Source organism: Mesorhizobium vachelliae (genome assembly GCF_033977325.1).
Classification (GTDB): domain Bacteria; phylum Pseudomonadota; class Alphaproteobacteria; order Rhizobiales; family Rhizobiaceae; genus Mesorhizobium; species Mesorhizobium vachelliae.
In genome coordinates, this window is sequence record NZ_JAVIIR010000019.1 from 99925 (window position 1) to 126282 (window position 26358).

The window sequence follows — 26358 nt, forward strand, 5'->3', positions numbered from 1 at the left end:
GCTCTTCCCGAGCCCCTGTCAGGAGCTAACAATGGCTGCAAAAGACGTAAAATTCTCCCGCGACGCCCGTGAGCGCATGCTGCGCGGTGTCAACATCCTCGCCGACGCGGTGAAGGTCACCCTCGGCCCCAAGGGCCGCAACGTCGTCATCGACAAGTCGTTCGGCGCCCCGCGCATCACCAAGGACGGCGTCACCGTCGCCAAGGAGATCGAGCTCGAGGACAAGTTCGAGAACATGGGCGCGCAGATGGTCCGCGAAGTCGCTTCGAAGACCAACGACATCGCCGGCGACGGCACGACCACCGCGACCGTTCTCGCCCAGGCGATCGTCCAGGAAGGCAACAAGGCCGTTGCCGCCGGCATGAACCCGATGGACCTCAAGCGCGGCATCGACCTCGCCGTGGGTGAAGTCGTCACCGCTCTCGGCAAGGCCGCCAAGAAGATCAAGACCTCCGAGGAAGTCGCCCAGGTGGGCACGATCTCGGCCAATGGCGACGAGTCGGTCGGCAAGATGATCGCGGAAGCGATGCAGAAGGTCGGCAACGAAGGCGTCATCACTGTCGAGGAAGCCAAGACCGCCGAGACCGAGCTGGAAGTCGTCGAAGGCATGCAGTTCGACCGCGGCTACCTCTCGCCCTACTTCGTCACCAACGCCGACAAGATGGTCGCCGATCTGGAAGACGCCTACATCCTGCTGCACGAGAAGAAGCTCTCCAACCTGCAGGCCATGCTGCCGGTCCTGGAAGCCGTCGTTCAGACCTCGAAGCCGCTGCTCATCATCTCGGAAGACGTCGAAGGCGAGGCCCTGGCCACGCTGGTCGTCAACAAGCTGCGCGGTGGCCTGAAGATCGCCGCCGTCAAGGCTCCGGGCTTCGGTGACCGCCGCAAGGCCATGCTGGAAGACATCGCCATCCTCACCGGTGGCCAGGTCATCTCGGAAGACCTCGGCATCAAGCTCGAGAATGTCGGCCTCAACATGCTCGGCCGCGCCAAGAAGGTGTCGATCTCCAAGGAGAACACCACCATCGTCGACGGCGCCGGCAAGAAGGCCGAGATCCAGGGCCGTGTCGCCCAGATCAAGCAGCAGATCGAGGAAACCACCTCGGACTACGACAAGGAGAAGCTGCAGGAACGTCTGGCGAAGCTCGCCGGCGGCGTTGCCGTGATCCGCGTCGGCGGTGCGACCGAAGTGGAAGTGAAGGAAAAGAAGGACCGCGTTGACGACGCGCTGAACGCGACCCGCGCGGCCGTGGAAGAGGGCATCGTTGCCGGCGGTGGCGTGGCCCTGCTGCGCGCTTCGGCCAACGTGAAGGCCACCGGCGCCAACTCCGACCAGGCTGCCGGCATCAACATCGTGCGCCGCGCGCTGCAGGCCCCGGCCCGCCAGATCGCGTCGAACGCCGGTGCGGAAGCTTCGATCGTCGCTGGCAAGATCCTCGAGAACAAGGGCGCGACCTTCGGCTACAACGCCCAGACCGGCGACTATGGCGACATGATCGCCATGGGCATCGTCGACCCGGTCAAGGTCGTGCGCACCGCTCTCCAGGACGCGGCCTCGGTCGCCGGCCTGCTCGTCACCACCGAAGCCATGATCGCCGAAGCTCCGAAGAAGGAAGCTGCCGGCGGTATGCCGGGCGGCATGCCCGGCGGCGGCATGGGTGGCATGGGCGGCATGGATTTCTAATCCAGCCAACCTGGCCAATGCATACGGAAAGGGCGCTGAGAGGCGCCCTTTTTGTTTAAGGTTTTGCAGTCGGCCTTTCGATCTGCCCGCTCAAGCGGCGCTCTCCGCCTGCTGCGCCACTTTGCCGGCAAGCACCGCTTGCTCGACCAGCGCTGCCACCTCGTCGGCAACGGTCGAGACCGGGGTACGGTCGCGGGTGGCGCGGGCGATCACCATCAGGCCTTCGAGCGAGGATTCGACCAGTAGCGCCAAGGCCAGCGCGCGCCGCTCCGGCACCCCTGCCCTGACGAATGCCTGGCGCAGCAGGCCGATCCACTGCTCGAAGGCCGACCGGCAGATCTCTGCCAGATCCGGTACGTTGTTCGGCGCGTCGAGCACGACCGGCGCAACCGGGCATCCGAGCGAGAATTCGTTCTCCTCCAGCATGCGCGCGACCGACTGGTAGATGTGATGCACGGCAACGGCGGGATCGCTTTCCTCCGAGAGCGCCGCGCCCAGCCGCTCCGTGACGTCGGCAACGCTGGCGCGCGTCACCTCGATGACAAGCTGATCCTTGCCGCCGGGGAAATGGAAATAGAGCGAGCCGCGGGGTGCGGCGCTGGCGCTCAGAATATCGTTGAGCGAAGTGCCGTGATAGCCGCGCTGCCGGATGAGCCGCGCCGTCGCCTCGATCATACGGGTGCGTGTGTCCGTCGCCAACGTCGACCTCTCGAATGTCAACCTCTGTCAGGAGTCCGCATTATAGGACTTGCCTCGAATATGACAATCGGTCTACATAATATGTAAATCGGTCTACTTATTTTGGAGGCTGCAATGCAAACTTATCGGCTCGAGGAGCGAGGCGGCGCCGACAAACTGGTGTTGCGCGAGGCGGAAATGCCCAAGCCAGGGGCAAATCAGATTCTGGTGCGGGTGCACGCCACCTCGCTCAATCGCCGCGACACGATGATCCTCAACGGCACCTATCCTCTGGCATCCCGCGCGGGCATCGTGCCATTGAGCGACGGCGCCGGCGAAGTCGTCGCGGTCGGCGACGGCGTGAGCCGCTTTGCCGTAGGCGACCGCGTCACCGGCAGCTATTTCGTACGCTGGATCGATGGCCGCATGCATCCGGGCGTCGTCGACCAGCTCGGTTGCACGCTGGATGGCATGCTTAGCGAATACGCGCTGCTCGACGAGCAATGGGCGATGCGGCTGCCCGTCCATCTCTCCTGGCAGGAGGCCGCGACCTTCACCTGCGCCGGGCTGACCGCCTGGAGCGCGCTGACCGGCGCGGAGATTCCAAAGCCCGGACAATGGGTTCTCGTGATCGGCTCAGGCGGCGTTGCGCTGTTTGCGTTGCAGTTCGCCAAACTCATGGGTTGCCGCGTCGCCGCCGTCACGTCGCGCGCCGAGAAAGCCGACAGACTGCGGACACTCGGCGCCGACCTCGTGATCGCGGCGGCCGAAACACCGGAATGGGGCATGAAATTGCGCGAGGCGACCGGCGGCATCGATCTGACCGTCGAGACCGGCGGCCCGGCGACTTTTCCGCAATCGCTGATCGCCAGCGCGCTTTACGGGCGCATCGTGCTGCTCACCGTGCAGGACCAGAACGGCAAATCGGTCGAAATCCCCGGCGCCGTGTACCAGCGCAGCCTCGTCACCATCGGCCGCCTGTTCGTGGGCAGCCGCAACGGGCTGGAGGCAATGCTTGCCGCCGTCGCCACGCACAGGCTGAAGCCGGTCATCGACAAGGTCTTCCCCTTCGCCGGGGCGCGCGAGGCCTACCGCTATTTCCAGCGGGGCAACGTCTTCGGCAAGGTCGTCATCGAAGGCGTTTGACCACCGCGCTTTCTCGCAAACAGAGAGGAGACCAGCCATGACAATCCGTGAAGCCTCGGCCCGATGGCAAGGCACGCTCAAGCAAGGATCCGGCCGGCTGCGGCTGGGCAGCGGCGTGTTCGAAGGCGCCTATTCCTTCCCGTCCCGCTTCGAGAATGGCCCGGGCACCAATCCGGAAGAACTGATCGCGGCCGCGCATGCCGGCTGCTTCTCGATGGCGCTCACCGCCATACTCGGCGGCGAAGGCCATACAGCCGAAAACATCCACACGATCGCCAAGGTGCATCTCGGTGCCACCACGGCCGGGCCAACGATCACCCGCATCGAACTCGAAACGGACGCCGACGTCGCCGGCATTTCGACCGAGGATTTCGAGCGGCTGGCGCAGAAGGCCAAGGCGGCCTGCCTCGTCTCGCGGGCATTGGCCGGCGTCGCCACTATCACGCTCAAGGCGAGCCTGGCAGCTCAATGAAACGCAGGGAGAGAATCCAATGACCCAGGAATTGATCATCGACATCGCAACGGCCAAGCGCTCCGTCGAGACGGCGAAAATCATGCGGCGCTATAACGACGTCTTCCAGCGTCACGATCCGTCGGCACTTGACGAGCTGGTGGCGGAAGACTGCGTGATCGAGAACACGACGCCGGCGCCGGACGGCGCCCGCCGCACCGGCAAAGCGGCCTGCGTCGAATTGTGGTCGGCGATCGCCACCGGACCCGGCACCCACTTCGACCTCGAGGAGACATACGTTGCCGGCGACCGCGCCACGATCCGCTGGCGCTTCTGGATGTCCGACGGCAAGTCGCTGCGCGGCGTCAACCTGATGCGCGTCGCGGACGGCAAAATCGTCGAGGCAATGGGCTATGTGAAGGGATAAGTGACTGGCTTATCTGTCAGCCAGCGCCAATTTCGCGCCGAGCATGACGAAGGCGGCGGCAAAGCTGCGGCGCATCCAGGTCAGCACCTTCGGCCGCGACACGATATGGCTGCGCGCCGATGCCGCGAACACGCCGTAGACGGCAAAGACGACGAAGGTCATCAGCATGAAGACGCTGGAGAGCTCCAGCATCCTGGCAAAGGCATGCGGCTCGGTGGTGCTGACGAATTGCGGCAGGAAGGCGAAGAAGAAGATCGACAATTTCGGGTTCAGCACGTTGACCAGGATGCCGGTGGTGATGGTCCTGGCGGTCGAGCGCGGCGCGGCGTTCTCGTCGATGTTCAAGCCGCCCTTCTCCTTCAGCGTGTTCCAGGCCATGTAAAGCAGATAGGCGACGCCGAGATATTTCAGCGTCTCGAAAGCGACGGCGCTGGTGTGCAGCACAGCGGCGAGGCCGGTGATGGCGGCCGCCATATGCGGGATGATGCCCAGCGTGCAGGCGAAAGCGGCGACGATCGAGGCGCGTGCGCCGCGCGAAAGACCTGCGCTCAGCGTGTAGAGGACGCCGGTGCCTGGCGAGGCCACGATGATCAGCGACGTCAACAGGAATTCGATGCTCATGGGTTTCCTCCGCAGCCTTGCCCGGCGCGAAGGTACCGGGAGGTGCGCGGCGGGGCAAGCCGGCGCCGTCTCCTAGCGCATCGCCAGCCCGTGCGCCGCCCTTGCCGTCAAGCACTCGGGGTCGCCCGGCATGCAGGCGTGGCAGACATGCGGGCGCGCGTCGTAGATGCCACAAGCAGTCGCTTTGCCGACTTCGCCGCGAAGCGCGGCGCAGCGGCCGTTTTCGAAGCGAATGCCGGACAGGTCGGCGGCGACCAGCGCTTCGGGGATGCGCTCGAGCTCGGCGTCGTCCTCGGTCGAAAAGCGCGGCCAATCCGCTGCATAAGCACAACAAGCGCCGCAACTCTGGCAATCGAAGACGGCAACCTGGTCGACGTCCGGAGACGAACCGGCTTGAGCGGCCAGGTCAAGCAGCGCAGGGCCGGAGGCGGTGCGACCGAGGTCTTGCGGCAAGGCTATTACTTCTTCTTGGTCTTGCGCGTCGGTGCTTCGGCCGGCGTCTTGAACAGATCGGTCGCAACCTCGACAGGCGCCTTCTGCGGAGGCCTGGCTGGTTTCGCGGTAGCAGGCGACCCTGCCGGCTGGTCCTTGGGGGCGAATTTTATGGCCATGTATCAGTCCTCGTTGGAAAAGCGCGATGATGGCGCATTCGGGTTACGCAAGCGGCCGATCAGCGCCGAGACCGCCGTGATGTTCATTTCTTCCGGCGACCACATCCCGGCCGCGTCTATGTGATGCGTTCCAAGCTCACGATGCGTGCTGCCGCTATAGGCCGCATCCTGATGGGTGGTCCGCTGAAGCGTCTTGGAATCCTCCCGGACGTATTCGATCAAATAGTTCGGACATTCGGCGCGACTGAGCACGGCGATCCGGACCTGCGCATTGCCAAAGGCGCGCTTGCATCGCTCAAGCCTTTCAAGCACGCGCCTGACATATTCGACCGGCTTGTCCAGGCCATCGGCAAGATCGGCGATGGTGGCACTGCTGGCTATCTGGATTGGAGGCACACGTTTGGTGGCCATCGACATTCTCTCCGCTCGCGCCGGTCTTCAGCCATGATCGAGCACAAAGCAATATGGCAATTCATCGAACTGCCGATCCTACCAACATAATTGACGGCGGATTTTTTTTTGCGCTTGCCGGGAACTCTTTCGCCGGCTGCCGGTTTTATCCATGCTGTCAGCAATTCGAGAGCAATCGAGAAAGGTTGACAGCAAAAAGCGCCTCCCGCGTGTAAAAGCGCGAGAGGCGTTTTGCTGTTCAGCGCTCCTGATCGGTCGGACGGATAAGTATCTCGTTGACGTTGACCCTTGGCGGTTGGCTGACGGCATAGAAAATGGCGTTCGCAATATCCTCGGCGGTCAGCGCTTCCATCGTGGCGAGACGGTGTTCTAGCCCGGCCTTGGATTGCGCGTTGGTGATGTGATCGCCGAGCTCAGTGCGCACAAGGCCGGGCTCGATGACGGTGACGCGCACCTTGTCGGCATAGACCTCCCGGCGCAGCGACTCCGAGAAGGCGACCACGCCGAACTTGGTCGCCGCGTAACCGGTCGCGCCCGGGTTGGCGACGCGGCCGGCCACCGAGGAGACATTGACGACATGGCCCTTTGAGGCCTTGAGATGCGGCAGCGCCGTCTTGGTGGTCGCCATCAGGCCGATCAGGTTGAGCTCGATCATTCGCCGCCAGTCGTCGAGATCGGCTTCGGCCGCGGGAGCGAGCAGCATGACGCCGGCATTGTTGACCAGGATGTCGAGCCGCCCCCACTCGGATACGACCTTGTCGACCATCGCAGTGATGTCGCCGGCCTTGGCGATATCGGCTTCAATGGCGAGAGCGACGCCACCCGCCTTCTCGATGCGGGCAACCAGCGCTTCAAGGCGATCGGCACGACGGGCGGCGACCGCGACTTTCGCGCCGGCGGCGGCAAGAGCCGCGGCGGTGGTCTCGCCGATGCCGGACGAAGCGCCGGTGACGAGCGCGACCTTGCCTGTGAGTATTGAATTTGCGGATGTCATGAGAAATCTCCAGGAACCCGGCCCGCCCCTTCACATAGGCCGCACGGCCAAAGCTTGAAGGCCCGCCATCGGATCAGTTGACGCGATTTGCGCCGCCCTGCCCTTCAGTCGAACCCGTGCGGCCAGGACTTCCTTGGCAGCTCGCATCGTTGTGAAATGGCCGACCGGAAAGGGTAGCGATAAAAACGCGAGAGAGGCGTTTTTATCGGGCCTCACATGATCACGCTCAACATCGGCAGGATCTCATAGCGGAAGCCGCGGCCCGAATTCGACACCGGGTCGCCGTCGGTCACGGCCCTCGCCTCCGCCTCGCTGCCGGCACGCAGGATCAGAAGCCCCCATGGGCCGGCCGGATCGGCGACCGGACCTGCCATGATCATGATGCCTTCGCGAAGCTTCTCGCGCAGATAGTCGGCATGCCGGCCCATCAGCGCCCTTTCCTCCTCCGTCATGGTGAAGGCGAAGTCCGGCCGAGGCGGGATCAAACGGCAATGGAAGAGTTTCGACGCCGTGGCTTCACGCGGTGCTTCGTTGCTGGCCATCGCTCCTTCTCCGAAAGCTTATTGCCGCCGGTCGCCCCTTGGGGCGGATCCATTGCGCAATTCCAGGCACGTTATACCCTCTTCCGGGATAGCTCTATTCGTCCGGGCCGGGCTCAGGCCAAGGTTCTTTGGCGGCTTCGGCATACCAATGCCGCATTGCCGGCGTCGCCAATACCGCGTCGACATAGGCCCGGGTGACGGGCGCCAGTTCGCCGCCATAGGTGTCGAAGCGCGTGACCACCGGCGCATACATGGCGTCGGCCGCGGTGAAATGGCCGAACAGGAACGGGCCGCCCTCGCCATATTGCTCGCGGCACTGGCGCCAGATCGCCTCGATCCGGGCCCGCTGCGCCTCGCCCTCGGCATCGAGCGGCTTGTGCGATTTCGGCCGGCGCAGATTCATCGGCCAGCCGTAGCGCACCTCACGGAAGCCGGAATGCATCTCGGTCGCCACCGAACGCGCCAGTTGACGGGCGCCAAGGTCGTCAGGCCAAAGCTTTTTCTCAGGGAACAGTTCAGCAAGATATTCAAGGATAGCAAGCGTTTCCCAGACGATCCTTCCTTGATGATTCAACACCGGCACCAGGCCGGTCGGCGACACCTTGGCGAGGTTGGCCGCGGTCTGCGGCGTGCGCAGCCGCACGAAGCCTTCCTCGAAAGGGATCTCCAGGTGCTTCATCGCCACCCATGGCCTGAGCGACCAGGAGGAAAAGCACTTGTTGCCGATATAGAGGGTGAACTCCGCCAAAACCGTCTCCTGATGATTTCAATCCGCCTCGGCGGCCGTCATCGCCGACGACCTGACGCCGGCGCGGGCCTGGATCGCGGCGACCGCCGCCTTTATGTCAGGGTTGACCTCGATCGCCTTGCGTCCGGCCTCGACCGTCAGGTCTACCTGGTCGACAGGCAGCCGCAGCCTGGTCGGAATTTCGTTGAGCTTCGCCTGCATCGCCGGGTCGACATCGGCAAAGGACAGGTGCTGGACCACAAGGCGGACATCATGGCAGTTCCAGCCGGCCGCCGAACCGCGATAGGCGGAGACTGTCGAGGCCGGCAACCCGCAACGATAGCGCACCAGCTCGCCCTTCCATTGCGAGACGGCGAGTTTCAGCGCATCGGACTCGTCGCGCACCGAGGCGGCAAGCGTGGTGCTGGTCACGGCGTCGAGGAGTTCGGCAGCCTTTGGCCCGTGCAGGGACTTCGCCCAGCTCACGTCGCTGTCGCTCCCGGCGTCGGCGACAATGAAGATCAGCGTGTTCAGGCGCACCGCCGCCGAGGGCGACAGCGGCCCGTAAGGCGTGCCCGCGGCGGAGCGCTCGAGCGTGAAGCCGGTGACGCCGATATTGTCGGTCAGACCGCCGTCGAGCAGCTTCACATAGTCGAGCGGGTCGGCGTTCTGGTAGGAATCCAGCGCGCTGGCGTAGGCCTTGAGCCGCAGCGAGGCGTTGCGGTCGGCCAGCGCCTGGTTCAGCCATTGCGGCCTGCGGTAACCGCAATGGGGACTGGTCGCCGAGACCACGATCGGCGCGAAGACGATCGGCACGGCGGCCGATGCCGCGACAGCATCGGCAATCCGCACCTTGTCGAGGTCGCTGCACAGAGCGGCGAAGGTGTCGTAGGTGAAGAGGAAGGGCGTGCGATTGTAGATGTCGGAGGCGTTGATCCAGACGATCGGCCCTTGCGGTCTGTGCAGGGCCTTGAATGTCGCGCCGTCGAACAGATGGTCGTTCAGCCATCTGGCGAAACCGCTGCGGTCGTTGACGCCGCCATAATAGGCGCGGACGAAGTTGACCGGCGAGAACGATGTCCTGAGGTCGGCCTCCGCGTCCTGGATGAGAAAGCGTTCGCGAAAATCGCCATAGCCGTCCCTGCCCTTGTAGCCGAAATAGGCGGCGGCGACGGCGCCTCCCGAGGCACCCGAAATCATCCTGATGTCGTCGATCAGCGTGCGGCGTTTGGGCCGTTCGTCGATGACGATATCGTCCAGCGCCCGCAACACGCCGTAGGAGAAAGCCGCCGCGCGGGTGCCGCCGCCGGAGAAGGCCAGCCCGACGACGGTCGAACCGTCATCGGCCGGATCGGGGATGTAGGTGGGCGACGGGTGGCCGGCTTGCGTGGTCAGCACGTTGATCGGCCCGACATCGTCTGCGACGCAGCCGGCCAGGGCCATCAGAACTGCGACAAAGGCCACGCGAAGATGCAAACTCGATACCCCCTGGGCTGGCCCCTCCGCAGCCGCGGCGAACCCTAACCGGATTGCATTGCTCGATGCAACCACCGGTACAAGGACCACGCTATCGTCGGGAACCCGAACCGCTCCGGCACGTTATGAGACCCGGATGCGGTTCTCGCGTCCGGCTCCGATCGAGACCCAGGAGATGCGCGCATGGTGAACAGGGATCAGGTCGCCGGCATTGCCAAGCAAATGAAGGGTTCGGTCAAGCAGGCGGCCGGCAAGGCCACCGGCAACCGGCGGACCCAGGTCGAAGGCGCCGCCGACAAGATCGCCGGCAAGGTGCAGAAGGCCTATGGCGACGTGAAGGACAAGGTCAAGAAAGCGTTCTGACCTCTTGGCCATTTGCCTTGACGACGGGGGCCGCCGCGAGGCGGCCTTCCTCATGTCTGGAATTGCTTGGCGAAGGCGTTGGTGAAGACGATCTCGCCATGGTTGCCAGCCGCTTCGCCCAGCACCACATCCATGTTGTCGGCCGTTACCCTGGCCAGCGCGAAGCCGCCCAAATAGGCGGCCTTCGGCTTGACGATATCGAGCCCGTCGCGCTCGTAGATCATCGGCACTTCGTGCTGGTGGCCGTGGAAGACGGCGATGACGTTATAGCCCTTGATCGCGGCCAGCAGCGCCTGGCGGTCGGCCTCGCCCCACCAATGCGGACGACCCGCGCCGTCGTCATCATAGGTGCGTTTCACCGGATCCCAGCGCTCGGTCGAGAAAGTATCCCAGCCATAGTGCTGGAACAGGACGACTGGACGACCGTCGCCGGCATAGGTGGCGAGGTCCTGCTTCAGCCAGGGCAGGCTGCTCGGCGCGCCATGGCCGGTGTCGCCGGCGAAGCGGTGCATCTGGATGAGATGCAGGCCGCCCCAATCCCAAGAATAGCAGTCGGTGTCGACGTCGTATTCGGTCGCCGGCACCAGCGGCTTGAAGAACACGCCGGGGCGGTGGTTGACCTCGACATAGTCGCGCAATTCGCGGCGATACCAGTCGACATGCGGCGGCGAGCCGTTCTGGTCGAGATCGTGATTGCCGAGCCCTACATAGACGGGAATGTGGACGCGGTCCGGCCCGACGCCCTCCTGGTAGCGCTGCGAGAACTGCAGGAGCTGCGTGCCTTCGCTGGGCTCGGTGACCTGGCCGCCGCCATCGTCGGTGATGTCGCCCCCGGTGACGAGGCCGAGCGGCGTGCCGATGCGGGTGCCGGCCGAATGCAGGCCGGTGGCAACGCCGTTGATCTCGGCCGGCCACTTCTTGTCGGCAATGGCGTTCAGGGCCGCAACGTTGCGCAGAAGCGCTGCATCGGTCTTGCCTTCCTGCAGGCAGTTGGGACTGAGCCCGCTCGCCATGCGGCAGGCATGGATATCGGCGATGAAGAGGAAGGTGGCGTTGATGGGCTGGATGCGCTTTCCGGTCTGGCCGAAGGCCATGCGCGGAAAGGCGCAGGCGACAGCGAGGCCCCCCATCCGGGCAATGAAGGTGCGGCGCGAAATGGTTGCTGGCGAAGAGCGTTTCATCGTGACCCGATTAAACATCCTTGAACCGCCTCGTCCAGTTCAATGCCCGTCCAGCGCCCTGGAGACTTTTCATGCCAAGGCATGAAAAGCTCTTGGGTCGACAGCGCGGCGGGGGTCTGTCATTGCTTTGGAACATGCATCCAGGGGAGGAAGGCATGAAGACCCTCACAATCGGTATGACGTTCGCCATGCTCACCGGCGCCGCGCAGGCTGCCGACTGCGTCGACGGCAAATCCGCGAAAGCCGGCTTCGTGCTCGAAAAGCCCGGCATCCGCAGCGAGTTCCGGCCAGCGCCTGGCGGCTTGGTCGCGGTCGCCAACAAGTACGAATCGGATTCGCCGCAGACGCAGTATCTCTATGCCGGGTTGATCGAAGTGTTCCGCGACAGCGACACCGGGCGGCTGTCGATGATCCCGCTCGGCGACTTGAAGAAGCTGTTTCCGCTGAAGGCCGGCGCCAAGAGCAAGACCGAATTCGTGCGCCTGTCTTCGAAGAAGGCGCCGAAGGGTACCGAGACGCTGGCTTTGACCGTCAAGGGCAAGGACAGCTACAAGCTCGGTGACTGCAAATACAATGTGCTGGTGGTCGGCGAAACGATCACCGGCGATAATGGCAATGTCATCGACACCTTCACCGCGCTCTATTCGCCGGACCTGCAGGCTGTGCTGGCACGGCGGTACGACGAAGGAACGAGCGCGCAGAGCGAGGTGGGGTTCGAGACGATCAAGCCGCTGAAGGAATAGTGGCAGGCGCTCTTACGTTTTCAAACGAAGGCGATCCTGTCCCGCCAGCGTCTACCGCAACAACACCCTGCGGCGTCGCCTTGCTGCCGGTCCAACCGAAGATGGCTGGAGCCCTTCCAATCCCTTCAAGCACTCCCGCAAAACCCCGGGATCCTGCGATGTCTTGGCCATGGACATGGCGCCGGAATAGGCCGCCACAGCCAGCGCGGCAAAGCGCTCCGGATCGGTCCCTCCCTCCCCGCCTTCCAGTTGGTCGGCGCGGACCTTATCGGCGATCGCCTGCCGCCATCCGGCGAAGATCCTGGCCAGCGCCGAGCGAAATTCATCGTCGGCCAGCGACAGTTCATGCGCGAGGTTGTTGAGCGGACAGCCGCGCACATAGCCCTGTTGCTCGAGCTCTGCCGCCACCGCCTCGAAAACGGCCCGCACGCCTTCGCGGGCCGAGGGCGCCGCCAGCACCGGCTCGATCCAGGTTTCCCGAACGGCGGCAGCGACCCGTTCCTCGATGACCGCCAGCGCCAGCGCTTTCTTGGTCGGAAAGTGATGGTGCAGCGCGCCGCCAGTAATGCCGGCCGCAGCCATCAGATCACCCAGGCTCGAGGCGTGATAGCCGCGCGCCTGGAAGGCACCTTCCGCCACGTCGAGGACGCGTCGGCGCATTCCTTCCGGATCGTTGGTGCGCTTCTTTCGTGGGGCCATCCCGATCTCCCCCTCTCCCTTGTTGGAGAAGGTACCTGAGCGAAGTGAGGGCGGATAAGGATGCCCCGGGGAAGCCAGCGTCTCACCTCGCTGGAACACCCCTCATCCGTCCCGGCGCTGCGCGCCGATCCACCTTCTCCCACAAGGGGAGAAGGGGAAAACCAAGATAGCAGATTGACAAAACAGGACAACCGGTCTGTTTTGTAAACAGGATGATCACCCTGTTTTTGAGATGCTGGCCGTGAACCAACCCTCCCGCCTTGCCTCGCCTGTCGTGGAACTGCGGCAATACACGCTGAAGCCGGGGCAGCGCGAAACGCTGATCGCGCTGTTCGACCGGGAGTTCGTCGAGACGCAGGAAGCAACGGGCATGACCGTCATCGGCCAGTTCCGCGATCTCGACCGCCCCGACATGTTCGTCTGGCTGCGCGGCTTCGAGGACATGGAGGCAAGGAAGGACGCGCTGAGCGCCTTCTATGGCGGGCCGGTCTGGGCCGCGCATCGCGATGCAGCCAATGCGACGATGATCGATTCCGACGACGTGCTATTGCTCAAACCGGCCTGGCGGGGTGCGGAATTCGACCTGTCGGGGTTACTCCGGTCGACAGCCGCCGAGGCCGAAACTATGAGTGATGAGAGCCGCCTGCCAGGCTTTGTTGAGATTTCGATTCATCATTTGCAGCCAGGCACCGAGGCCGGCTTTGCCGAGCGCTTCCAGGCGGAGGCGGCTCCGCTGCTCGCGGCAAACAGCGCCCGGCTGCTCGGCGCCTTCATCAGCGAGCATGCCGAAAACACGTTTCCGCGTCTGCCCGTGCGTGCCGCGGAAAATGTCTTTGTCATCGTCACCGGTTTCGACAATGTCGATGTCTATGCCGACCATCAAGCCGCCCTCGCCGCTTCGCCGGCATGGCAGGCGGACCGCGAAACGATGACGGCTGTTTCCACAAAGCCGCTCGAGACGTTGCGCCTGACACCGACGAGCCGGTCGCTGTTGCGGTAGTCAAGCGGCCGGAAACATGCCCGCTATTGCCTTGGCGACAAAGGCCGGGTCTTCCCAATGCGGGTTGTGGCCGCAATCCTGCGCCCACACCAGATGCGATCCGGCGAGCGCCTGGGCCATGGCTCGCTGGTGTGCTTCGCCGAAAAGCGGATCGCGCCCGCCGGCGATGATCAGCGTCGGGACCTGCACGGCCTGCGCCGCGGCGGTCAGATCGGTGCGGCGGATTTCTTCGAAAACGGCGCGCCAGCGTGCCGCCGGGATTGCCGACGCATCCTTCGCGAGGCCGGCGAGAAAGGTCCGCGGCACGCCCGGCTGGCAGGCATGCCACCAGTCATAGAACGGATCGGACGGCGAGATTGGATCCCGCAGAGCCGCGACGCCGTCGATCAACTGGTGATCCGATCCGAAATCGGGCTTCAACGTGCTGGCCAGGATCACCAACCCACCGATCAGCTCCGGATACTGTGCTGCCAGGGCGATCGAGACAATGCCCCCTAGCGAATGCCCGACGACGATCGGCCGGTTTAGGCGCAGGCGCCGGATCAGCCCGGCAATGTCGCCGGCGAAATCGCCGACGCCACAGCCCTCGCCCGCCTGCGAGCCGCCATGGCCACGCAAATCCGGCATGATCAGGCGATGGCCCGGAAGATGCGGCGCCAGCAGCGAGAAGCTGCGGCTGGTGTCGGTGAAGCCATGAACCAGGAGCAGCGGCCGCCCCGAACCGGCGATCTCGACATAGGCAAGCTGGAGACCGCCGACATCGACGGTCCGCTTGCGGCCTGCCCAAGCGGCCTGCTCGGCCTCCTGATCCGTCAGCTCCAAGGCTGCCGGCCTCACAGTCCGAGCTTTTCCTTGACTGCGGCAAGGCCGGGCTTGCCCTCGAAGGTGGTGACGCCGGCGAGCCAGGCATCGAGGCGATCCTTGTGCAGGGCGATCGACTTCAGCGCGGCGTCCTCCGGCTTCATGCCGTCATTGATGAGGTAGCCCATGCCGACATTTTCCATGTCGATGTCGAAGGCAAGGTTCTTCAGGAATTGCGCGACGTTCGGGCATTCCTGCAGAAAACCCTTGCGCACCTGCGTCGTCACCGTGGCGGCGCCGAAATTCGGGCCGAAGAACTTGTCGCCGCCTGTCAGGTACTTGAAGTCGTACATCGTGTTCATCGGATGCGGCGCCCAGCCCTGGAAGACGATGAACTGCTTCTCCTTGATCTCGTAGCCGACCTCCGAGAGCATGCCCGCCTCGCTCGACTCGACCACCTGCCAGCCGTCGAGGCCGAACTTGGGATCGGCAATGGCGTCCATCATCAGCTGGTTTGATCCGGGCTCGATGCCGTACATCTTCTTGCCGAACTTGTCGGCGAATTTGTGCAGGTCGGACAGGTCCTTGACGCCGGCCTCCCAGACATAGGTCGGCACGGCGAATGTGTATTTGGCGCCGACCAGATTGACCCGCACGTTCTCGATGGAGCCGTCCTTCTTGTAGGGCTCGTAGTAGGTGACCATCGCCGGGTCCCAGTAGCCGAGGAACAGGTCGAGGTCCTTGTTCTTCATGCCTTCGTAGATGACGTTGATGCCGAGAACCTCGCTCTGCGGCTCATAGCCGAGCGACTGGAGCAGCACCTTGGCCACGCCTGTCGTAAAGGCGAGATCGTTCCAGCCCGGCTCCGCCATGTGGACCGCTTTACAGCTTTCGGCCTCGGCGGCCCGGGCCGCCTGGGAAGCCAACATCAAGGCCGCGACACAGACGCCATTCGCAAGCATGCGCAACATTCCGGTTCTCCTCATCGTCCAAATTGACCTATTGGTCTATTTATTATCCCACTGGTCAATCATTGATCTGAGCGGACGAAGATGTCAACATGGATTCGCCATGCATGGATCGATCCGGTGAAACTCACGCGTCTCAGCGACATCCGCCGCAAGGAGCTGCGGCAGGCCGCCTTCGCCGTTCTGGAGCGCGAAGGCATCGCCGGCGCGACGCTGGAAAAGGTCGCGGCCCAGGCCGGTGCCTCGAAGGGCATCGTGCTGCATTATTTCCGTAACAAGCAGGAGCTGTTCGAGCACGCGATGCGCGAGGCCAACGCCGTGCTCTGTCACGCCGTGGTCGCCCGGCTGCAGCGGGCGCGCACGCCGATGGAACGGCTGGACGCCGTGATCGAGGGTAATTTCGAGGAGCACCTGTTCCTGCCGCCGCTCTGCCATGCCTGGCTGTCGCTTTGCGCCGAGGTGCCGCGCGACGAGAAGCTGGCGCGCATCCAGAAAGTCATCCACGCGCGCATGCGATCCAACCTCTTGTCCGGCCTGCGCGGCCTCGCTTCCCCGGATGTGGCCGAGGAGATCGTGCTTGGCGTCACCGCCTTGATCGACGGGCTGTGGCTCAGGCTCGGCCTGCAGCCGGGCAGCGTCACGCGTGAGCAGGCGGTGCGCCAGGTCAAGGATTTCGTCGCGGGGCGGCTGGCGCTGCGCCAGCCCGCGCCCGTCGGCCTGGCTTCGGCCGGATAAAGCGGCGGCATATTCGCCGCGGATGGCGGCTATACCTGCGGGTGAGGCTGAACGCTCGCCGGGTCGTCCCAGTCCTTGAAGCCAAGCTTTCCAACCTCATCGAGGATCAGCTCGCGGATCCAGCGATGCGGCGGCTCGTCATCGCGGCGCGCGTGCCAGTACATTCTAACGGCCGGCGACGGGATCGAGATCGGCGCTGGATAAATGCCGATCGGCAGGGATTTTGCCGCCGCGACCGCGAACTGCGTTGGGACGGCCGCCAAATATGGCCCGCCCGCCACTGCCAGCGCCACGGCCTGGAAATGCGGCAAGGCAAGTGTGACGCGGCGCGTCCGATCCATCCTTGCCAATGCATCGTCGGTGAAGCCCGACATCGATCCATCGATGGGGCGCAGCGCATGCGGCGGCGCGCAGAAGAGATCAAGCGGCACCTCCTCGCCCTCGGCGATGCCCGCCTGGCTGAGCGCGGCATTGTCCTTCGCCGCGATGATGACGAAGGGCGAGCCGAACAGCGGCACGCTGGAGACCCAGTGGGCGACCTCCAGCGGGCGCTCCAGCGCCAGGTCGATCCGATCCTCCTGCAGCAGCTTCGAAACGTCGCCGATAGCGCTGTCGAGGAAGCGGAACGACACGTCGGGGGCTACCGCGGCGACGCGGGCGGCAAAGGGCGGCATCAGGAACATGGAGAAGAAATCGGCGCCCATGAAGGTGAAGGTTCGTTCCAGCCTTGCCGGATCGAAATCGGTCGCCGGCTGAAAGGCGCGCTCGATCTCACGCAGGGCCGCGCGCACCGGCTCGGCCAGGCTTTCGGCGCGCGGCGTCGGCACCATGTCGTTGCCGCGCCGCACGAAGAGCTGGTCATTCAGCGCATGGCGCAAGCGGTTGAGCGCTGCGCTCACCGCGGGCTGGCTGAGGCCGATCTGCTCACCGGCGCGCGTCACGCTCTTCTCGCGCAGAAGCGCGTCGAGCACCCTCACCAGATTGAGGTCGAGCGCGTTCAAATTCATCGCATCAATCCGCCCCATACGATCATTCGATTTCCATCACCGGCTCGTCCTTGCTTAGGTGACCGTCGAAAGGAAAGCAGTGATGACAATGATCAACACGACCATCGCAGGCAAGGAGCTCCTGTGGTTCAACAACACGCTCGTCGCCATCCAGGTTTCGTCGGCCGACGGCGAGGATGGCATTTGCGTCATCGAACACCGCCAGCCCTACGGCGATTCCGCTCCGCTGCACGTGCATCGCAATGAGGACGAGGTGTTTCATATCCTCGAAGGACGGATACGTTTCGTCGTCGACGGCCGCCAGCGTATTGCCGGCGCCGGCGAAACCGTGCTCGCGCCCAAAGGTCTGCCGCATACCTACAAGGTGGAGTCTCCGGAAGGCGCGCACACGCTTACCATCACGCGCGGTTCGGACTTCGAGACGATGGTGCGCAAGGCGAGCCGCCCGGCGGAGCGGGCCGAGTTGCCCCAAGCGGCGGTGCCGACGCCGGAGATGATTGAGATGCTGACGAGGCTGTGCGCCGAGAACGGCATCGATATTGTCGGACCGCCGATGGAGTGAGCAATCTCCCCCCTCGAGGGGGAGATGGCCGGCAGGCCAGAGGGGGTCATCTCACGTAGACCGCCGAGGGCTTGCGGAAGCGAAGAAAGGTTGACACTTCACGCGCGGCGACCCCCTCTGTCGCCTTCGGCGACATCTCCCCCCTTGAGGGCCCCTAGGGGGGAGATTGCCGGCGCGCTCCTTCAACCGATTTGCATCTTCCCCGCCCGCAATCTTCGCTTGATGCCGTTTGTGCAACGCGATACGCCGTTGCCCAAATCGACAGACCGGAGAGTTCCCGTGAGCGCTGAAAAGACCAGAACAGAAACCGATACGTTCGGCCCGATCGAAGTGGCGGCCGACCGCTATTGGGGCGCGCAGGCGCAGCGTTCGCTGGGCAATTTCAAGATCGGCTGGGAGAAGCAGCCGGCTTCGATCGTGCGCGCGCTGGGTGTCGTCAAGCGCGCCGCGGCCGAAGTGAACATGGAGATGAAGCGGCTCGATCCCGCCATCGGCAAGGCGATCGTCGAGGCGGCGCAGGAAGTCATTGACGGCAAGCTCAACGATCATTTCCCGCTGGTTGTGTGGCAGACGGGCTCGGGCACGCAGTCCAACATGAATGCCAACGAGGTGATCTCCAACCGGGCGATCGAGATGCTTGGCGGGGTGAGGGGCTCGAAGAAGCCGGTGCATCCGAACGACCACGTCAATATGAGCCAGTCGTCGAACGACACCTATCCGACGGCCATGCACATCGCCTGCGCCGAGCGGGTCGTGCATCATCTGATCCCTGCCCTGCATCACCTGCACAAGGCGCTCGACGCCAAGGCCCGCGCCTTCAACCACATCATCAAGATCGGCCGCACACACACTCAGGATGCCACGCCTTTGACGCTTGGCCAGGAATTTTCCGGCTATGCCGCGCAGGTCGCTTCGTCGATCAAGCGCATCGAGCTGACGCTGCCCGGCCTGCAGGAACTGGCGCAAGGCGGCACCGCGGTCGGCACCGGCCTCAATGCGCCGGTCGGTTTCGCGGAAAAGGTAGCGGACCGCATCGCCGCCATCACCGGTATTTCTTTCGTGACGGCGCCGAATAAGTTCGAGGCGCTTGCAGCGCACGATTCCATGGTGTTCTCGCATGGCGCGATCAACGCTGCCGCCGCGGCGCTGTTCAAGATCGCCAACGACATCCGCTTCCTCGGCTCCGGCCCCCGCTCCGGCCTCGGCGAGCTGTCGCTGCCGGAGAACGAGCCGGGTTCGTCGATCATGCCGGGCAAGGTCAATCCGACCCAGTGCGAGGCGCTGACGCAGGTCTGCGTGCAGGTGTTCGGCAACAATGCCGCGCTCACCTTCGCCGGCAGCCAGGGCCATTTCGAGCTCAATGTCTACAACCCGCTGATGGCCTACAACTTCCTGCAGTCGGTACAGCTGCTGGCCGACGCCTCCGTGTCCTTCACCGACAATTGCGTGGTCGGCATCGAGGCGCGCGAGGACAACATCAAGGCCGCGCTCGATCGCTCGCTGATGCTGGTGACGGCGCTGGCGCCGACCATCGGCTACGACAACGCAGCCAAGATCGCCAAGACCGCGCACAAGAACGGCACGACCTTGCGCGAGGAGGCCCTGGCCACAGGTCTGGTCAGCGAGGCCGATTACGACCGGCTGGTGCGGCCCGAAGACATGACGCATCCGGGGTGAATGTTGCTTCGTCGTCCTGCCCCTTGGACGACGATGGCAGGTATTTGGCGGCGGGAGAATTTACTCTCGCCACTGATCCCCTCGACAGGAATTTCGCGCCAGGTTTGCCTTCGCAGAAATATTGAATCTGTGAACAATGTGTTGCCGCATATACGGCTTTGGTGAACAGTCCTCGTGAGCTATCTGAGTGGGCATCCAACCCATTCGGAGAACCGCCAATGTCCATCAACACTTCCGTCGCCGGCAACGGCGCCCAGTCCAACAGCTCCACCACCATTCTGCTCGGCCGCGTACTGCTCGCGGTCATCTTCCTGCTTTCCGGCTTCGGCAAGCTTACCGCCATTTCCGGCACCGCCGCCTATTTCGGCGCGCTTGGCCTGCCTGTGCCGACCGTAACCGCCGTTATCGTCGGCCTGATCGAACTGCTCGGCGGCCTTGCCATCCTCGTCGGCTTTCAGACCCGGATCGCCGCCTGGGTGCTCGCCATCTTCACGATCGCCACGGGTCTCGTCGCCCACACCGGCTGGGCCGACCAGATGCAGATGATCCAGTTCCTTAAGAACCTCGCTATCACCGGCGGCTTCATCCTGCTCGCCTCTTCCGGCGCCGGCGCCTATTCGATCGACGCCAAGCGCGCCTGATCCTTTTCCTCCTAAGTCCCAACTGAAGCGGCGCGGAATTTTCCGCGCCGCTTTTTCGTTTTCCAATGCAGGCGTAAACTGCATCGGCTGACGGCAGGGAGGTGGCCATGGCCCGCAACGCACTGCTTCTTGTCTCGCGGCTCCTGTTTGCCGCGCTCTTCGTGCCTTCCGGCTTCCAGGCTCTGACCAACATCGCAGGCACGACCAGCTATTTCGCCAGCCTCGGGATGCCGCTGCCGACTTTGGCGGCCTGGGGCACAGGGCTGTTCGAGCTAATTGCCGGGCTTTTGATCCTCGTCGGCTTCCAGACGCGGATCGTGGCGCTTTTGCTTGCCGCCTTCTGTGTCGTCGCCGGCTTCATCGGCCATTATGGCCAGGGCGCCGACGACGCCACGCTTGCCTTCCTGCACCAGCAGATGCTGATGAAGGATATCGCCATTGCCGGCGGCTTCCTGGCGCTCGCCATGGCCGGCGCCGGCGCATGGTCTGCTGACGGTCGTGGCTTCGGGATCGGCGCCGAGGTGACTTGACCCGGCCCTATTTGACCGAAACGCCCTATTTCACCGAGACACTTGGCCCGCCCTCGACCGCCAGCACAAGGCGGCGGTTGGTGATGCGCGCCAGCTGCGCCAGCCGGCCAGCGGGGCGCTCGCCATAGAGGTCGGCGAGCGAGGCCGGCAGCACCAGAGCCAGCGCGCCGTTGCCGCGGCTCTCCCATTTCAGCCTCGGCATCACGCCGGGCATTGCCGCTGTGAGGAGATAAACCACACGCATCATCGCCGCCAGCACGCGGGCGCGCTCGAGCAGCCTGGGCGGCGCCAGCGCCTTGATCTCGGGTGCGATGCCGTCGTTGAAGATGCCGTCGTGGCGATAGGCGTTGGCCAGGGCCAGATAGGCGCGACCGGGATGGTCGACGCCGATGAAGGAGGCATGCGCGATGATGTTGAGCGACTGCCTGCCGCGATACTCCGGATGCGCGCGCCAGCCGATATCGGCGAGCAGGCAAGCGGCATGGCGGTAGCGCGCCTCGTCCTCGGTCTCGTCGATGCCGAAGGCCTTGAACGCCTTGCCGGTCCATTCGACGAGGTCATGCGCGTGGTGCACCGAGCGCGAGCGCAAGAGCGCCAGTTCCTCGGCGGCCGATATCAGCGGATCGGATTTCTGCTCCTCGGCGTCGAGCAGCGAATAGAGGAAGCCCTCGCGCACACCCTGCGCCGAAACGACGATCTTGGAGGGCTGCATAGCCGCCATGATCTCCTGCAGCACGACTGCGCCGTAAGGCAGGAGCGAGCGGCGGTTCTTGGAGACGCCTTCGATGCCGCGCACCTTCTCGACCTCGCCCCTGGCCACCTGTTTCAGGAAAGCCTGCGCGCTGTCGGCCGAAATCTCGTAGTGGTGCATGACGCCGAGCGGGTAGTTGGTCATCTCCATATGCAGCCTGGCGAGGTTTCGCCAGGTGCCGCCGACGGCATAGAAGACCCTGCCCTGCCCGCCCTTGAGCAGCTTTGCCCGCGTCAGCTCCTGGCGCGCAATCTTCTGCGCCTGGACGAGCGAGTTCTTCGCCATGTCCTGGAGCCTCAGGCCGCCAAGCGGCAGCGTGATGCCGTCGCCGATCGCCTCGCGATTGATGTCGATGAGTTCGAGGCTGCCGCCGCCAAGGTCGCCGGCGATGCCGTTGGCGGGATGGAAGCCGGAAATGACGCCGAGCGCCGAATAATAAGCCTCCTGGCGGCCGCTGAGCACGCGGATCTCGGTCTTCAGCACGTCTTCGGCGCGATGGATGAAATCGGGACCGTTGCCGGCCTCGCGCGCGGCGGCGGTTGCCAGCACATAGATGTGCTCGGCGCCCGCCTGATCCGACAACGCGCGGAACCGGCGGAATTCCTCCATCGAGCGCGTCACCGCTTCCGGGTCGAGCTTGCCCGTCGAAACGATGCCGCGGCCAAGGCCAGCCAGCATCTTCTCGTTGAACAGAAGCGTGGGCGAGCGCGCCAGCCCCTCATAGACGACAAGGCGAATCGAGTTCGATCCAATGTCGATGATCGACAGCGGCCGCCGGTCCTGAAGCCGGCCCTGGGAAACTGCGATCACGCGGCGCCGTTCTTCTTGCGGCGCTTGAACTGGGCAATGCGCTTGGGCGCATGCGATTTTAGCGCGTCGCCCCGTCCGGAGAGGCTCGGATTGGTCATGAAATATTCCTGCGCGTTGAACGGTTCCTCACCCTCTTCCAGCACAACGCGCCGGGAGGTGCCGTCAGCCAATACGTCGAAACTTTGCTGGTTGTCCATGACATTGCCCAGCATGATCTGGCCAAGCACCTGTTCATGCACAGTTGGATTGGTGATCGGCACCAGGGTCTCGACGCGGCGGTCGAGATTTCGCGGCATCATGTCGGCGGACGAGATGTAGACGATCGCCTCGTCCGACGGCAGGCCATGGCCGTTGCCGAAGCAGAAGATGCGGCTGTGCTCGAGGAAACGGCCGACGATCGATTTGACCCTTATGTTCTCTGAGAGGCCAGGCACCTGCGGCCTCAGGCAGCAGATGCCGCGCACGACGAGGTCGATCTCGACGCCGGCGCGGCTGGCGTCGTAGAGCGCGTCGATGATGATCGGGTCGACCAGTGCGTTCATCTTCATCCAGATGCGTGCCGGCCGGCCTTCACGCGCATGGACGATCTCCTCGGCGACGTGCCTCAGGATGCGCTTGCGCAGCGTGAACGGCGACACGGCAAGGCGCATCTCCTCCGCCGGTTCGGCATAGCCGGTGATGAAGTTGAAGATCTGGGCGACATCGCGCGCGATGGTCGGATCGGTGGTGAAGAAGGACAGGTCGGTATAGATGCGGGCCGTGACCGGATGATAGTTGCCGGTGCCGAGATGGACGTAGTTGCGCAGACGGCCGTCCTCGCGGCGCACGATCAAGGACATCTTGGCATGCGTCTTCAGCTCCAGGAAGCCGAACACGACCTGGACACCGGCGCGTTCGAGGTCGCGCGCCCAGCGGATATTGGCCTCCTCGTCGAAGCGCGCCTTAAGCTCGACCAGCGCCGTCACCGACTTGCCGGCTTCGGCGGCGTCGATCAGCGCGCGCACGATCGGACTGTCGTTGGAGGTGCGGTAGAGCGTCTGCTTGATCGCCACCACCTCCGGATCTGCCGCGGCCTGGCGCAGGAACTGCACCACCACGTCGAAGGATTCGTAGGGGTGGTGGACGATGATGTCCTTCTCGCGGATGGCAGCTAGGCAGTCGCCACCATGCTCGCGGATGCGCTCGGGGAAGCGCGGATTGTAAGGCGTGAATTTCAGGTCGTCGCGCGGAATGGCGACGATTTCGGAAATCTGGTTGAGCGCCAGCGGGCCGGTCAGCACGCTGATGCGGCTCGCCGAGACGCCGAGCTCGCCAGCGACGAAATCGCGCAATTCCGCCGGCATCAGCGTGTCGAACTCGATGCGGATCACCGAACCGCGCCGGCGCCGTTTCAGCGCCGTCTCGAACAGGCGCACGAGATCTTCCGACTCTTCCTCGACCTCGATATCGCTGTCGCGGATGATGCGGAATGTGCCCGAACCCTTGACCTCATAGCCAGGGAAAAGCTTGCCGATATAGATGCCGACCGCTTCTTCCAGTGGGATGAAGCGCACATGATGCTTGCGGTCGGGCAGACGGATGAAGCGTTTGAGCGCCACCGGCAGGCGCAAGAGCGCGCTCATCTCCTCGCCGTTCTTGCGATGGCGCAGTTGCAGCGCGATGGAGAAACCGAGATTGGGAATGAACGGGAACGGATGCGCCGGGTCGATCGACAGCGGCGTCAGCACCGGGAAAACCTGTTCCTGGAAATGCTCCTCCAGCCAGGCCTTCTCGTCCTTGGTGAGCGCATCGCGGGTGATGCTTTCGATGCCTTCCTTGTTGAGCAGGACCACCAGCGCCGAGAGGCTCTTCTGCTGATCTTCCTGCAGGCGCTCGACCTCGCGCAGCAACTGCTCGAGCTGCTGCTCGGGGGTGCGGCCGTCCGGGCTTTTCAGGGCGATGCCCTCACGCACCTGGCCGGCAAGGCCGGCGACGCGGACCATGAAGAACTCGTCGAGATTAGCGGCCGAGATCGACAGGAAGCGGACGCGTTCAAGCAGCGGATGATGCTCGTTCAGCGATTCCTCCAGCACGCGGCGGTTGAATTGCAGCCAGGAGAATTCACGGTTGACGAAACGGTCGGGATTGCCACCGTCCGGGCTTGCCGCCTCGACGGTGATGAACTCGCTCTGCACCGGCTTCAGTTCGTTCATGGTTTCCCGCTCTTGCCCGCAACCGTCCCTGCGCGCCGCATATTGCCGTTCGGCGACGCTCTAGCACTTCTTTGTGGCGCATGATCGTCACGGAATCGCTCCGCGCCCGGCCTCATGCGCTTAACCGGCTCAACTTATCCTCTGACAGGCTTTTGCGACAGTTTGATTTCATCGATCTTGCAAACTGGTCTGTTATGCTCCAGATGCAGGCTGGCCACACCCACTGGCCGAACCGAATTGGAGACTTCGATGGCAGGCGGTAGCATTCCTCATTTCCAGAACGACGCGGGCCATCCGGTCATCGAGATCGGCGTCAAGGAATTCATGTGCACCGGCGCCAACCCGCCTTTCGACCATCCGCATGTGTTTCTCGACATGGGCGACGACAATGAGAAGGTCTGCCCCTACTGCTCGACGCTCTATCGCTATTCGCCTTCGCTGAAGGCGACGGAAACGCAGCCGGCCGGCTGCCTCTATGTCGACCAGGCCGCCTGACCTTTTTCTCCGATCATGGCTGAAACACGGTCCCGGCAAATCGTCATCGCCGGGGCTGGCATTGCCGGGCTGACGGCTGCGCTTGCCTTTGCCGAGCGCGGCTTTCCGGTAAAATTGTTCGAGCAGGCCAAACAGCTCGAAGCGGCCGGCGCCGGCCTCCAGCTTTCCCCCAATGCGACGCGTATCTTGCGCCGGCTCGGCGTGCTCGATCGCCTGCTACCCGAGGCGATCCGGCCGCAAGCGGTGGTGCTGAAGGACGCAAGGAGCCTGCGCGAGCTGGCGCGCGTGCCGCTTGGGGAAGCCGCGAAAGAGCGCTGGGGCGCGCCTTATCTCGTGGCGCACCGCGCCGACCTGCAGGCGGCGCTGATGGCGGCAGTAGCGGAACGGCCCGGCATCGAGCTTGTCACCGGCGCGCGCGTGACCGGCATCGCCGTCGACCCGCAAAACGTGACCGCGACGGTCGAGATCGACGACCAAGCGACGAATGTCGCGGGCGGCCTGCTGGTCGCAGCCGACGGCGTTTGGTCCTCGGTTCGCGCCGGGCTTGCCCGGCCGGCCGGCTTTGCGGCAAACCGCTTTTCCGGCGAGCTGGCCTGGCGCGCGACGGTCCCGGCGGAAAGCGCCGCCGGCCAGACCTTCATGCAAATCGGCGCTACCGACTGCGTCACCACCTTCCTGCATGCCGGCTTCCACATGGTCGCCTATCCGGTGAGCAAGGGCAGCGCCTTCAACCTGGCGGCTTTCACCAAGGGCGAGCGCATCGCCGAAGATTGGTCCGGCCATGCCGACCCAGCCATTCTTTCGGCTGCCATGCGCGGCACGGCGGCAACGCTGGCGAAGCTGGCGGCGCTTGCCGGGCCATGGACGGCCTTCCCCATCCACACGGTCGCGCAGCGGCGCTGGACCATGCCTGAAGGCGTCGCGCTGATCGGTGACGCCGCGCACGCCATGACGCCATTCGCGGCGCAGGGCGCGGCCATGGGGATCGAGGACGCCTCGATGCTCGCCAATCTGGTCGCCGATTTTCCGGGCGATCCGAAGCAGAGCCTGACTATCTGGGAGAATCTCAGACGGCCTCGCGTCGAAAAAGTGCTGAAACGCGGCGCGCTCAACCGGCTGGCCTGGCACGCCTGGGGACCGGTAGCGATAGCGCGCAACCTGGTGCTGGCGACGCGGCCGGCGGAGAAGCTCGCCGCGGACCTCGACTGGCTGTACGGGTGGGAGGAGCGGGAGGTTCTGAGACGGTAAGCTCGGGTCCCGCTTGCAAATTCGCAAGTCCGGCGGGACAGCGCCCCCCTCTGTCCTGCCGGACATCTCCCCCACTTGGGCATAAGCGCTAAGATAGTGTTGGCATGGACTGAAACTTGCGTTTTCGTGGTGGCTCACGCCAACGATGTCGCAAGGCATGGAGATTTTGACGCAGGGCTGCCAATGG

At 64.2% G+C, this 26358-nt stretch carries 30 protein-coding genes; 14 read left to right on the forward strand and 16 right to left on the reverse strand.

Annotated features, from left to right (window positions below):
* Window positions 1-31 precede the first annotated feature (31 nt).
* Window positions 32-1684, forward strand: coding sequence for a chaperonin GroEL (gene groL / locus RFM41_RS29870; protein ID WP_041009631.1), 1653 nt, complete (start codon window positions 32-34; stop codon window positions 1682-1684).
* Between the two features lie 90 nt (window positions 1685-1774).
* Here groL and RFM41_RS29875 read toward each other — a convergent pair whose 3' ends face one another.
* On the reverse strand, window positions 1775-2383 hold the full coding sequence (locus RFM41_RS29875; RefSeq protein ID WP_320252861.1) for a TetR/AcrR family transcriptional regulator: 609 nt from the start codon (window positions 2381-2383) through the stop codon (window positions 1775-1777).
* Window positions 2384-2497: 114 nt separating this feature from the next.
* Between RFM41_RS29875 and RFM41_RS29880 the strand changes: the two genes are divergently transcribed.
* Genes RFM41_RS29880 through RFM41_RS29890 form a run of 3 tightly spaced genes read left to right on the forward strand, consistent with a single transcriptional unit; the run spans window position 2498 to window position 4386 of the window.
* On the forward strand, window positions 2498-3508 hold the full coding sequence (locus tag RFM41_RS29880; protein WP_320252862.1) for a zinc-dependent alcohol dehydrogenase family protein: 1011 nt from the start codon (window positions 2498-2500) through the stop codon (window positions 3506-3508).
* A 37-nt stretch (window positions 3509-3545) separates the two neighbouring features.
* Window positions 3546-3980 (forward strand): OsmC family protein, encoded by a 435-nt coding sequence (locus tag RFM41_RS29885; protein WP_320252863.1) that lies wholly within the window; start codon window positions 3546-3548, stop codon window positions 3978-3980.
* 19 nt (window positions 3981-3999) lie between these two features.
* Entirely contained in the window at window positions 4000-4386 is a 387-nt protein-coding gene (locus RFM41_RS29890; RefSeq protein WP_320252864.1) for a nuclear transport factor 2 family protein, read from the forward strand.
* Window positions 4387-4395: 9 nt separating this feature from the next.
* On the opposite strand, the gene RFM41_RS29895 is transcribed toward RFM41_RS29890, so the two are convergent.
* From RFM41_RS29895 to RFM41_RS29930, 8 genes are all read right to left on the reverse strand, one after another.
* Window positions 4396-5007, reverse strand: coding sequence for a LysE family translocator (locus RFM41_RS29895; protein ID WP_320252865.1), 612 nt, complete (start codon window positions 5005-5007; stop codon window positions 4396-4398).
* 72 nt (window positions 5008-5079) lie between these two features.
* Window positions 5080-5412, reverse strand: coding sequence for a YkgJ family cysteine cluster protein (locus RFM41_RS29900; protein WP_320252894.1), 333 nt, complete (start codon window positions 5410-5412; stop codon window positions 5080-5082).
* Window positions 5413-5465: 53 nt separating this feature from the next.
* Complete coding sequence (locus RFM41_RS29905; protein ID WP_320252866.1) at window positions 5466-5618, reverse strand: hypothetical protein; 153 nt, start codon at window positions 5616-5618, stop codon at window positions 5466-5468.
* Between the two features lie 3 nt (window positions 5619-5621).
* Window positions 5622-6035 carry a hypothetical protein gene (locus RFM41_RS29910; RefSeq protein ID WP_320252867.1) on the reverse strand — a complete coding sequence of 138 codons (414 nt, stop codon included), beginning with the start codon at window positions 6033-6035 and terminating at the stop codon, window positions 5622-5624.
* A 232-nt stretch (window positions 6036-6267) separates the two neighbouring features.
* Window positions 6268-7023 carry an SDR family NAD(P)-dependent oxidoreductase gene (locus tag RFM41_RS29915; RefSeq protein ID WP_320252868.1) on the reverse strand — a complete coding sequence of 252 codons (756 nt, stop codon included), beginning with the start codon at window positions 7021-7023 and terminating at the stop codon, window positions 6268-6270.
* A 212-nt stretch (window positions 7024-7235) separates the two neighbouring features.
* Complete coding sequence (locus RFM41_RS29920) at window positions 7236-7565, reverse strand: YciI family protein (protein WP_320252869.1); 330 nt, start codon at window positions 7563-7565, stop codon at window positions 7236-7238.
* A 94-nt stretch (window positions 7566-7659) separates the two neighbouring features.
* Window positions 7660-8313, reverse strand: a complete 654-nt coding sequence (locus RFM41_RS29925) for a glutathione S-transferase family protein (RefSeq protein WP_320252870.1) — start codon at window positions 8311-8313, stop codon at window positions 7660-7662.
* Between the two features lie 18 nt (window positions 8314-8331).
* Window positions 8332-9735 carry a patatin-like phospholipase family protein gene (locus tag RFM41_RS29930; protein ID WP_320252895.1) on the reverse strand — a complete coding sequence of 468 codons (1404 nt, stop codon included), beginning with the start codon at window positions 9733-9735 and terminating at the stop codon, window positions 8332-8334.
* A 216-nt stretch (window positions 9736-9951) separates the two neighbouring features.
* Between RFM41_RS29930 and RFM41_RS29935 the strand changes: the two genes are divergently transcribed.
* Entirely contained in the window at window positions 9952-10131 is a 180-nt protein-coding gene (locus RFM41_RS29935; protein WP_112130324.1) for a CsbD family protein, read from the forward strand.
* A 50-nt stretch (window positions 10132-10181) separates the two neighbouring features.
* On the opposite strand, the gene RFM41_RS29940 is transcribed toward RFM41_RS29935, so the two are convergent.
* Window positions 10182-11312 (reverse strand): metallophosphoesterase, encoded by a 1131-nt coding sequence (locus RFM41_RS29940; RefSeq protein ID WP_320252871.1) that lies wholly within the window; start codon window positions 11310-11312, stop codon window positions 10182-10184.
* A gap of 155 nt (window positions 11313-11467) precedes the next feature.
* Here RFM41_RS29940 and RFM41_RS29945 point away from each other — a divergent pair, with 155 nt between their 5' ends.
* A complete protein-coding gene (locus tag RFM41_RS29945) occupies window positions 11468-12055 on the forward strand; it encodes a hypothetical protein (RefSeq protein WP_320252872.1) in 588 nt (195 codons plus the stop codon).
* Window positions 12056-12106: 51 nt separating this feature from the next.
* Here RFM41_RS29945 and RFM41_RS29950 read toward each other — a convergent pair whose 3' ends face one another.
* A complete protein-coding gene (locus RFM41_RS29950) occupies window positions 12107-12754 on the reverse strand; it encodes a TetR/AcrR family transcriptional regulator (protein ID WP_320252873.1) in 648 nt (215 codons plus the stop codon).
* 232 nt (window positions 12755-12986) lie between these two features.
* Between RFM41_RS29950 and RFM41_RS29955 the strand changes: the two genes are divergently transcribed.
* The gene (locus RFM41_RS29955) at window positions 12987-13754 is read left to right on the forward strand and encodes an NIPSNAP family protein (RefSeq protein ID WP_430691574.1); all 768 of its coding nucleotides are present in this window, start codon (window positions 12987-12989) and stop codon (window positions 13752-13754) included.
* Here RFM41_RS29955 and RFM41_RS29960 read toward each other — a convergent pair whose 3' ends face one another.
* The gene (locus RFM41_RS29960) at window positions 13755-14591 is read right to left on the reverse strand and encodes an alpha/beta fold hydrolase (RefSeq protein WP_320252875.1); all 837 of its coding nucleotides are present in this window, start codon (window positions 14589-14591) and stop codon (window positions 13755-13757) included. It lies immediately after the preceding gene.
* Window positions 14588-15526 carry a choline ABC transporter substrate-binding protein gene (gene choX / locus RFM41_RS29965; protein ID WP_320252876.1) on the reverse strand — a complete coding sequence of 313 codons (939 nt, stop codon included), beginning with the start codon at window positions 15524-15526 and terminating at the stop codon, window positions 14588-14590. The genes RFM41_RS29960 and choX overlap by 4 nt, the downstream gene beginning before the upstream one ends.
* Window positions 15527-15607: 81 nt before the next feature.
* Between choX and betI the strand changes: the two genes are divergently transcribed.
* Window positions 15608-16258 carry a choline-binding transcriptional repressor BetI gene (gene betI, locus RFM41_RS29970; RefSeq protein ID WP_320252877.1) on the forward strand — a complete coding sequence of 217 codons (651 nt, stop codon included), beginning with the start codon at window positions 15608-15610 and terminating at the stop codon, window positions 16256-16258.
* 29 nt (window positions 16259-16287) lie between these two features.
* Here betI and RFM41_RS29975 read toward each other — a convergent pair whose 3' ends face one another.
* Window positions 16288-17265 carry a LysR family transcriptional regulator gene (locus RFM41_RS29975; protein ID WP_320252878.1) on the reverse strand — a complete coding sequence of 326 codons (978 nt, stop codon included), beginning with the start codon at window positions 17263-17265 and terminating at the stop codon, window positions 16288-16290.
* 82 nt (window positions 17266-17347) lie between these two features.
* Between RFM41_RS29975 and RFM41_RS29980 the strand changes: the two genes are divergently transcribed.
* From RFM41_RS29980 to RFM41_RS29995, 4 genes are all read left to right on the forward strand, one after another.
* Window positions 17348-17827 carry a cupin domain-containing protein gene (locus RFM41_RS29980; protein ID WP_320252879.1) on the forward strand — a complete coding sequence of 160 codons (480 nt, stop codon included), beginning with the start codon at window positions 17348-17350 and terminating at the stop codon, window positions 17825-17827.
* Between the two features lie 279 nt (window positions 17828-18106).
* A complete protein-coding gene (gene fumC / locus RFM41_RS29985) occupies window positions 18107-19504 on the forward strand; it encodes a class II fumarate hydratase (RefSeq protein WP_320252880.1) in 1398 nt (465 codons plus the stop codon).
* Between the two features lie 218 nt (window positions 19505-19722).
* The gene (locus RFM41_RS29990; protein ID WP_320252881.1) at window positions 19723-20145 is read left to right on the forward strand and encodes a DoxX family protein; all 423 of its coding nucleotides are present in this window, start codon (window positions 19723-19725) and stop codon (window positions 20143-20145) included.
* A gap of 107 nt (window positions 20146-20252) precedes the next feature.
* Window positions 20253-20675, forward strand: coding sequence for a DoxX family protein (locus tag RFM41_RS29995; protein WP_320252882.1), 423 nt, complete (start codon window positions 20253-20255; stop codon window positions 20673-20675).
* Between the two features lie 25 nt (window positions 20676-20700).
* On the opposite strand, the gene ppx is transcribed toward RFM41_RS29995, so the two are convergent.
* Both ppx and RFM41_RS30005 read right to left on the reverse strand, forming a co-directional pair.
* A complete protein-coding gene (ppx, locus tag RFM41_RS30000) occupies window positions 20701-22236 on the reverse strand; it encodes an exopolyphosphatase (protein WP_320252883.1) in 1536 nt (511 codons plus the stop codon).
* Window positions 22233-24428 (reverse strand): RNA degradosome polyphosphate kinase, encoded by a 2196-nt coding sequence (locus tag RFM41_RS30005; protein WP_320252884.1) that lies wholly within the window; start codon window positions 24426-24428, stop codon window positions 22233-22235. Before RFM41_RS30005 ends, ppx begins: the two co-directional genes overlap by 4 nt.
* Before the next feature lie 249 nt (window positions 24429-24677).
* Between RFM41_RS30005 and RFM41_RS30010 the strand changes: the two genes are divergently transcribed.
* Both RFM41_RS30010 and RFM41_RS30015 read left to right on the forward strand, forming a co-directional pair.
* On the forward strand, window positions 24678-24923 hold the full coding sequence (locus tag RFM41_RS30010) for a zinc-finger domain-containing protein (RefSeq protein ID WP_027169907.1): 246 nt from the start codon (window positions 24678-24680) through the stop codon (window positions 24921-24923).
* Between the two features lie 15 nt (window positions 24924-24938).
* Window positions 24939-26171 carry an FAD-dependent monooxygenase gene (locus RFM41_RS30015; RefSeq protein ID WP_320252885.1) on the forward strand — a complete coding sequence of 411 codons (1233 nt, stop codon included), beginning with the start codon at window positions 24939-24941 and terminating at the stop codon, window positions 26169-26171.
* The last annotated feature ends 187 nt before the right edge of the window (window positions 26172-26358 follow it).

What these genes read in the sequence shown, in the direction of transcription:
- groL (WP_041009631.1), top strand. Translation starts at nt 32, where the DNA reads ATGGCTGCAAAAGACGTAAAATTCTCCCGCGACGCCCGTGAGCGCATG.
- RFM41_RS29880 (WP_320252862.1), top strand. Translation starts at nt 2,498, where the DNA reads ATGCAAACTTATCGGCTCGAGGAGCGAGGCGGCGCCGACAAACTGGTG.
- RFM41_RS29885 (WP_320252863.1), top strand. Translation starts at nt 3,546, where the DNA reads ATGACAATCCGTGAAGCCTCGGCCCGATGGCAAGGCACGCTCAAGCAA.
- RFM41_RS29890 (WP_320252864.1), top strand. Translation starts at nt 4,000, where the DNA reads ATGACCCAGGAATTGATCATCGACATCGCAACGGCCAAGCGCTCCGTC.
- RFM41_RS29895 (WP_320252865.1), bottom strand. Translation starts at nt 5,007, where the DNA reads ATGAGCATCGAATTCCTGTTGACGTCGCTGATCATCGTGGCCTCGCCA.
- RFM41_RS29905 (WP_320252866.1), bottom strand. Translation starts at nt 5,618, where the DNA reads ATGGCCATAAAATTCGCCCCCAAGGACCAGCCGGCAGGGTCGCCTGCT.
- RFM41_RS29910 (WP_320252867.1), bottom strand. Translation starts at nt 6,035, where the DNA reads ATGTCGATGGCCACCAAACGTGTGCCTCCAATCCAGATAGCCAGCAGT.
- RFM41_RS29915 (WP_320252868.1), bottom strand. Translation starts at nt 7,023, where the DNA reads ATGACATCCGCAAATTCAATACTCACAGGCAAGGTCGCGCTCGTCACC.
- RFM41_RS29920 (WP_320252869.1), bottom strand. Translation starts at nt 7,565, where the DNA reads ATGGCCAGCAACGAAGCACCGCGTGAAGCCACGGCGTCGAAACTCTTC.
- RFM41_RS29930 (WP_320252895.1), bottom strand. Translation starts at nt 9,735, where the DNA reads ATGGCCCTGGCCGGCTGCGTCGCAGACGATGTCGGGCCGATCAACGTG.
- RFM41_RS29935 (WP_112130324.1), top strand. Translation starts at nt 9,952, where the DNA reads ATGGTGAACAGGGATCAGGTCGCCGGCATTGCCAAGCAAATGAAGGGT.
- RFM41_RS29940 (WP_320252871.1), bottom strand. Translation starts at nt 11,312, where the DNA reads ATGAAACGCTCTTCGCCAGCAACCATTTCGCGCCGCACCTTCATTGCC.
- RFM41_RS29945 (WP_320252872.1), top strand. Translation starts at nt 11,468, where the DNA reads ATGAAGACCCTCACAATCGGTATGACGTTCGCCATGCTCACCGGCGCC.
- RFM41_RS29950 (WP_320252873.1), bottom strand. Translation starts at nt 12,754, where the DNA reads ATGGCCCCACGAAAGAAGCGCACCAACGATCCGGAAGGAATGCGCCGA.
- RFM41_RS29955 (WP_430691574.1), top strand. Translation starts at nt 12,987, where the DNA reads ATGCTGGCCGTGAACCAACCCTCCCGCCTTGCCTCGCCTGTCGTGGAA.
- choX (WP_320252876.1), bottom strand. Translation starts at nt 15,526, where the DNA reads ATGTTGCGCATGCTTGCGAATGGCGTCTGTGTCGCGGCCTTGATGTTG.
- betI (WP_320252877.1), top strand. Translation starts at nt 15,608, where the DNA reads ATGTCAACATGGATTCGCCATGCATGGATCGATCCGGTGAAACTCACG.
- RFM41_RS29975 (WP_320252878.1), bottom strand. Translation starts at nt 17,265, where the DNA reads ATGAATTTGAACGCGCTCGACCTCAATCTGGTGAGGGTGCTCGACGCG.
- RFM41_RS29980 (WP_320252879.1), top strand. Translation starts at nt 17,348, where the DNA reads ATGACAATGATCAACACGACCATCGCAGGCAAGGAGCTCCTGTGGTTC.
- RFM41_RS29990 (WP_320252881.1), top strand. Translation starts at nt 19,723, where the DNA reads ATGTCCATCAACACTTCCGTCGCCGGCAACGGCGCCCAGTCCAACAGC.
- RFM41_RS29995 (WP_320252882.1), top strand. Translation starts at nt 20,253, where the DNA reads ATGGCCCGCAACGCACTGCTTCTTGTCTCGCGGCTCCTGTTTGCCGCG.
- RFM41_RS30005 (WP_320252884.1), bottom strand. Translation starts at nt 24,428, where the DNA reads ATGAACGAACTGAAGCCGGTGCAGAGCGAGTTCATCACCGTCGAGGCG.
- RFM41_RS30010 (WP_027169907.1), top strand. Translation starts at nt 24,678, where the DNA reads ATGGCAGGCGGTAGCATTCCTCATTTCCAGAACGACGCGGGCCATCCG.
- RFM41_RS30015 (WP_320252885.1), top strand. Translation starts at nt 24,939, where the DNA reads ATGGCTGAAACACGGTCCCGGCAAATCGTCATCGCCGGGGCTGGCATT.